The organism is Microcoleus sp. M2_D5, assembly GCF_036701935.1.
Classification (GTDB): Bacteria; Cyanobacteriota; Cyanobacteriia; order Cyanobacteriales; family Microcoleaceae; genus Microcoleus.
In genome coordinates this window covers 63,300-69,704 of record NZ_JAUBRP010000031.1, presented here as the reverse complement: position 1 = coordinate 69,704, position 6,405 = coordinate 63,300, and the positions used below count along the sequence as shown (strand labels likewise).

8 protein-coding genes are annotated in these 6,405 nt (G+C 46.4%); 2 read left to right on the top strand and 6 right to left on the bottom strand.

From position 1 onward, the window contains the following. Both QUA50_RS15180 and QUA50_RS15175 read left to right on the top strand, forming a co-directional pair. Positions 1-189, top strand: a 189-nt coding sequence (locus QUA50_RS15180) for a hypothetical protein (RefSeq protein ID WP_333433655.1), incomplete at its 5' end; no start/stop codon positions are given. A 26-nt stretch (positions 190-215) separates the two neighbouring features. Next, entirely contained in the window at positions 216-1,127 is a 912-nt protein-coding gene (locus QUA50_RS15175) for an NAD(P)H-dependent glycerol-3-phosphate dehydrogenase (protein WP_333264901.1), read from the top strand. Positions 1,128-1,178: 51 nt separating this feature from the next. Here QUA50_RS15175 and QUA50_RS15170 read toward each other — a convergent pair whose 3' ends face one another. The 6 genes from QUA50_RS15170 to QUA50_RS15145 all read right to left on the bottom strand — a co-directional run. Next, positions 1,179-1,409: a type II toxin-antitoxin system RelE/ParE family toxin gene (locus QUA50_RS15170; protein WP_333264850.1), complete on the bottom strand. Its 231-nt coding sequence runs from the start codon at positions 1,407-1,409 to the stop codon at positions 1,179-1,181. 34 nt (positions 1,410-1,443) lie between these two features. Then, positions 1,444-1,713 (bottom strand): type II toxin-antitoxin system Phd/YefM family antitoxin, encoded by a 270-nt coding sequence (locus tag QUA50_RS15165; protein ID WP_333211817.1) that lies wholly within the window; start codon positions 1,711-1,713, stop codon positions 1,444-1,446. A 162-nt stretch (positions 1,714-1,875) separates the two neighbouring features. Continuing rightward, positions 1,876-2,181, bottom strand: coding sequence for a small RNA NsiR4-regulated ssr1528 family protein (locus QUA50_RS15160; protein WP_333264851.1), 306 nt, complete (start codon positions 2,179-2,181; stop codon positions 1,876-1,878). Positions 2,182-2,402: 221 nt separating this feature from the next. Next, positions 2,403-3,368 carry a threo-3-hydroxy-L-aspartate ammonia-lyase gene (locus QUA50_RS15155; RefSeq protein ID WP_333264852.1) on the bottom strand — a complete coding sequence of 322 codons (966 nt, stop codon included), beginning with the start codon at positions 3,366-3,368 and terminating at the stop codon, positions 2,403-2,405. Between the two features lie 753 nt (positions 3,369-4,121). Then, positions 4,122-4,325 (bottom strand): hypothetical protein, encoded by a 204-nt coding sequence (locus QUA50_RS15150; protein WP_333264853.1) that lies wholly within the window; start codon positions 4,323-4,325, stop codon positions 4,122-4,124. Positions 4,326-4,476: 151 nt separating this feature from the next. Further along, positions 4,477-6,405 (bottom strand): calcium-binding protein (locus tag QUA50_RS15145; RefSeq protein ID WP_333433654.1); only part of this gene is annotated, 1,929 nt, incomplete at its 5' end.

Here is a 6,405-nt window from a genome sequence, read left to right as displayed (position 1 = left end):
CAAGATGCCTGTTCCACAAACAAAATTCAATCTTCTTTCACTAATGTCAGGAACAGGCAAGATGCCTGTTCCACAAACAAAATTCAATCTTCTTTCACTAATGTCAGGAACAGGCAAGATGCCTGTTCCACAAAAAATTTCAATGTTATTGTGGAACGGGCGTCTCGCCCGTTCTTGAAAATGGTGTAAAATCTGAGTTCATTAAACTAAATTTTATGGCAAGCTTGACAATATTAGGCGGAGGTGCTTGGGGTTCAGCCTTGGCCAATCTGGGAGGGAAAAAAGGCGATCGAGTTAATTTGTGGTCGCGCAGCAGTTCTGTTAATCTAGAATCAGTTATCACAGGTGCGGATGTTGTTGTTTCGGCAGTTTCGATGAAAGGAGTTGGAGCAACGGTCGATCGACTGCTGGCGTTAGAGTTAAGTCCCAGTACAATTATAGTTACCGTCACCAAAGGTTTAGACCCCGCGACTACACGCACTCCGTCTCAAATTTGGCAAAATGCCTTTCCTAACAATTCAATTGTGGTACTTTCGGGCCCTAATCTTTCCGAGGAAATTCAGCAGGGATTGCCGGCGGCAACGGTAGCGGCGAGTTCGGATTTAGCGGCGGCCAAGCAAGTGCAAAATATTTACAGTTCCGATATTTTTCGGGTTTATGTGAATGAAGACCCGCTGGGAACTGAGTTGGGTGGAACTTTGAAAAATGTATTTGCGATCGCCGCTGGTGTTTGCGACGGTTTACAATTAGGAACTAATGCTAAATCTGCTTTGCTGACTCGCGCTTTGCCGGAAATGATTCGGGTGGGAGTTCGTTTGGGAGCTCGCGCAGAAACTTTTTACGGTTTGTCTGGTTTGGGAGATTTGCTCGCTACTTGCAACAGTCCTTTATCGCGCAATTATCGGGTTGGTTTCGGATTGGCTGAAGGCAAATCTTTAGAGCAAATTTTGCACGAATTGCAGAGCACTGCTGAGGGAGTCAATACTACTAATGTGTTGATAGATTTAGCGAATCAACGCGGCATTGAAGTGCCTGTTTCTCGTCAAGTTTATCGCTTATTAAATGGTGAAATTACTCCCGAACAAGCTGTTTTATCGCTGATGGAACGCACTTTAAAACCGGAGTAATATCAAAATAATTACCAGATATTTAAAGCAGCATCACTGAGAATGAGTTTCTTAAAAAAGGCGCTCTAATTTTTTGTACACTTCATCATTGTTACACTTGCCAACTAGAATAATTTCTACCAAATCTTCTTCGGAATTAAAGCTGCAAACAATCCGATACTCGCCACTATCTACCCGATAATAACCCGGATATCCGATTAATTGCTTGCTATCATTAGGTAAAGAATCGACATTCAGCGCTAACACTTTTTTAGCAATTTGAGCCGCTATTTTAGGTTGCAAACCCTTGAGAAAATCGAGAACTGTTTGTCAACCATCAAGTTTCGCCATTGGCCAGTTGTTTTAGTGTTTCTACAAAGGTTTTAGTACCAACCATTTGAGACTGACTCAGGGCAGATTTTGCTGATGAACCTAAAAGCATATCTTCTAATTCCATCAGCCGCTCTATCAAGCGCTGATAGGCATCAGCGGACATAATTACGTGGCTGGGCTGCGATTTATCTGTGAGTAAAACTGGCTCCACAGCAGCTCGGTTAAAGACTGTCCCCTGTGGATTACATACTTCTGCGAGGGTGTAACTTTGCATGACAGATGTTATGAGCGTGGGTTATGTCTATTTTAGGCAAAATCGACAGCAACAGGCTTTTCGGCCTGTTCCACAAAGAATTGATTTTCTTGTGGAACAGGCCGAAAAGCCTGTTGATAAAAGGCTTATTGAGAATGGTGCAAGATGTGGGATAAATACGATCTATTTACCGCCGTAGTAAAAAGCGATTTCTTTCTCTTTGAGCGGTGCAAAGTCGGCCGCCACCAGCATTTTATCGAGTTCTTCTTGACCGATGTGTTTGACACCGATGCGGACAATGCGCGATCGCATGGTATTTGACACGCCGCTGCGCTGTCTGCCGGCTTCTAATCCCATCACTTGCTTGTAGAGGTCTAATTTTGCTTGCGGAATCGGAGTACCGTCAAAGTCGATTCCAGAGCCGATCGCAACATCGATCGCATCTGCACCAGTTGTAGATTGAGCCGCTGAGTTTGTTTCTGAAGACATTGTGCTGTGTTATCAAAGTTTGCTGTGCCAGCATTTTATCAGAGAACCTGCTACATAAATTATTCAATCTCAAATCTGGCGTTGCTGATTCACGGTATGAATAAAGTTTTATGGGAAGTTACATAACTCACGATAGTTGGCTTATAGCAATTCCGAAATTTTCTATTCAAACCTGTATTCAGCAACGCCAAATCTAAAATCTAAAATCTAAAATCTAAAATCTAAAATCGATTGACTTGGCTCAAATCCACATTTCCGCCACTAACAATCACGCCAATCCTCGCATTTTCAGCCTGCACAACACCTGACAACAAAGCCGCCGCTGCTAACACTCCCGTCGGTTCAACAACTATCTTCATGCGTTCCCATATAAAAAACATTGTGCTGCGAATTGCCTCTTCTGAAACTGTTGCCATATCGTCCACATAATGCAGCACCAAAGGAAAGGTTAATTTCCCCAAAGATGGCGTGCGCGCACCGTCAGCAATCGTATCCGGGTTAGTAACAGTTTGCAGCGTTTTCGTGCGGAACGATCGCGCCGCATCGTCTGCTTGTGCCGGTTCTACCCCGATTACTTTACACTGCGGAGACAAAGTTTTTGCGGCGATCGCGCATCCCGACAGCAAACCCCCGCCACCGCAGCAAACTAACAGCAAATCCAACTCCCCAACTTCTGCGATTAATTCCAGCGCCGCCGTACCTTGTCCCGCAATCACGCGGGCATCATCATAAGGAGGAACAATTGTCAAGTGTCGTTGTGCGGCAATTTTAGCGGCTAACTCTTCGCGAGAAACTTGAGTGCGATCGTACAAAATAATTTCTGCGCCGTAGCCGCGAGTCGCCTCTTGCTTGACTTTTGGCGCATCTGCCGGCATGACAACAGTAGCAGGAATTTCTAGCAATCGTGCGGCAAGGGCGATCGCCTGCGCGTGATTTCCCGAAGAAAAAGTCAGCACTCCCCGCTGTTTTTCCGCTTCAGATAGCTGCATCAAAGCATTGCAAGCACCCCGAAATTTAAACGAACCCGTGCGCTGAAAGTTCTCGCACTTGAAAAATACCTGAGAATTTGTGCGTTTATTGAAAGTTTCCGAAGTCAGAACCGGCGTCTTGAAAGCTTTACCCTGCAAGCGCTTTGCCGCTGCCTCCACATCGGCGAAACAGACTGACAAGGGATTTTGGGCACTCATAGATTTTAGATTAGGGCGATCGAGGACTCTATTTGTAGGGTGGGCATTGCCCGCTTCACTCTTACCATTAAACTATAAATTTCTATCATCAGCTTATGAATAATTATCATTAGCTGTGGCGCTTAATGGTTAAAAAAGCTGTGGACTAAAATCAAAGTTATGACAATTTACTATCAACAATTAAAGGGACGTTTGTACTTGCACAGGAGAGGGGTTAATCAATTAGGAGTGACGCATGGGACCCAGAAACCGGGTTTTTTTACGAAAATACTTCGTTCGCACTCGAATATGAGGTAAAAAACCCAGTTTCTTTGTCGAAGTGCGTCCATGTGAATACAAATTTAACCAGCGCCCGATTAATTGTAGGGAAACGGCACGGCGCAGAGTCCTGATTTTCGGGAATATCAAATCCATTGGCATCGGAATTATTCATCTCTCTCTCCCCTTTCTCTGCATCCTCTGTGTCCTCTGCGGTTTAATTATTCCCATACAACCGGAATGGATATAACGGGTAAAATAAACCGGATTGAATCGTGAAATTGTCCTCGCGAGTGCGATCGACTCCAACCATCGACAACAACGCAAAAAAGAACCCGGCAATGCCATTTCCCTACCCAAAAAATAGCAGCTAAATTGTTTAACAATTACCAAAAAAAAGGACACAGCATGGCTCTGTCCTTACCCGTATCTTGTAGGGACACAGCCATGCTGTGTCCCTAACCGTACCGATATCCCGATTAGGATTCTTGCCGTTTAGAACAAGAACAATTCAGAATTACCGGAAACTCCCAAATTGACATCGACAGTAGCAAACAAACTGTTACCGCCAACCGTAGAACCGTTGCTATCGTAATACAGTTTAGTAGACAAACCGTCGTAGATAGCCATGATGGACGGCCCGGTTAAAGTTGCTTCGAGCGCAGTGCGTAGGTTGGGTTGAGGAACGAAACCCAACATTTTCGCTACAATTTTCCTTAACTGAACCGTATTGCCCTATGCCCACAAAAAAGCCAGGGATAGATATCCCCAGCTCGAAACATAACACAATTAGTTTTGAGAGTCGGTTGGGCGATGTTTCAGAATCTACCCGCACCCACTTTTGCTCAAATTAAATCAAGGCAACGTCAGAAGCCGTCACGGCCGGTTGGCCGTTGAGAATTGCCAGCGTCACGCCAGGGTTAGCACCGGCAATACCGTCAGGGTCAAATCCGAATCGTCCGCTTCCATTTTCATAGAAGAGGAACGCATCTGACGGGGCCGCCCCGGCTGGAGCCGAGCTGCCATTGTAAACACCACTCTCAAGCACCAAGAACGAGTTGGAAGAAAGTCCATCCGTATTTGGCACTGCTGACAAGCCAGGGAAGCTGTTTAACTGCAAGATAAACTTGTCTTGACCGACCACAAAATCGCCGATTTGGTCTACGTTAGTACCCACGGCGCCCTCGCCGAAGTTGTTGTAGTAGAAGCTGTCATTACCCGATCCACCAATCAGGGTGTCAGCACCAGGCCCGCCACTGAGAGAGTCGTTACCGTCGCCACCGATCAAATAGTCGTTACCGCCACCGCCGAAGAGGCTGTCGTTACCGCCACCGCCGAAGAGGCTGTCGTTACCTGCACCGCCGTCGAAAATATCAGCACTCGATCCGCCGTTCAAGATGTCAGCAAACTCAGTGCCGGTGACGTTATTAGCTGTCGCACTTCCTGTAAATAAAACAGGAGTGGTGAAGTTGTAACCGCCAACACCTGAACCGAAATTGTTAAAGTCGGTTGGGTAAGTACCGGGATTAGTGATTAAATCCACAACGCTACCTGAGTTGGTAGTAGTACCACCAGGAGAAGTACCAGTAGCATCCGAGGCGATCGTACCTGTAAATACAAAGTCCGCCGTACCCAGATTGCTAGCAGCCGTACCCAGATTCGCAATCAAGCTAGAACCGCCGACAGTTGTACCGTTCGAGTCAAAATACAACACAGTCTCGTTCGACGCATTCGTAAAGGCGAAGAAACCAGCAGTTGTAGAATTGCCCAGTACCTTAGCTTGTGCATCTTCCAAAGAAGCATAACTGCCGCCTGTGAAAATCACTAACTCTTTGCCAGTAATGTCAGGATTGGAACCACTTACAGCGTCAAAGTTAGTCGTAGTCAAATTGCCGAAAGCGCTCGCGGTAAACTCGAATTTGTCCACCCCAACAGTAAAGTCAGTAATCGTATCACCGCCTTCGCCTGCTGCTTTGTAAACAAACAGATCCGCACCACTGCCGCCAGTCAGAATATCTGCACCGCTGCCACCGCTGAAGATGTCAGCAAACTCAGTACCAGTGACACTGTTAGCCTTCGCATCTCCGGTAAACAACACAGGAGTAGTGAAGTTGTAACCGCCAACACCTGAACCGAAGTTGTTAAAGTCGCTTGGGAAAGTACCGGGATTAGTGATTAAATCCACAACGCTACTGGAGTTGGTAGTAGTACCAGTCGGAGAAGTACCAGTAGCATCCGAGGCGATCGTACCTGTAAATACAAAGTCCGCCGTACCCAGATTGCTAGCAGCCGTACCCAGATTCGCAATCAAGGTAGAACCACCCGCTGCGGTACCGTTCGAGTCAAAATACAACACAGTCTCGTTCGACGCATTCGTAAAGGCGAAGAAACCAGCAGTTGTAGAATTGCCCAGTACCTTAGCTTGTGCATCTTCCAAAGAAGCATAACTGCCGCCTGTGAAAATCACTAACTCTTTGCCAGTAATGTCAGGATTGGAACCACTTACAGCGTCAAAGTTAGTCGTAGTCAAATTGCCGAAAGCGCTCGCGGTAAACTCGAATTTGTCCACCCCAACAGTAAAGTCAGTAATCGTATCACCGCCTTCGCCTGCTGCTTTGTAAACAAACAGATCCGCACCACTGCCGCCAGTCAGAATATCTGCACCGCTGCCGCCGCTGAAGATGTCAGCAAACTCAGTACCCGTGACACTGTTAGCCTTCGCATCTCCGGTAAACAACACAGGAGTAGTGAAGTTGTAACCGCCAACACCTGAACCGAA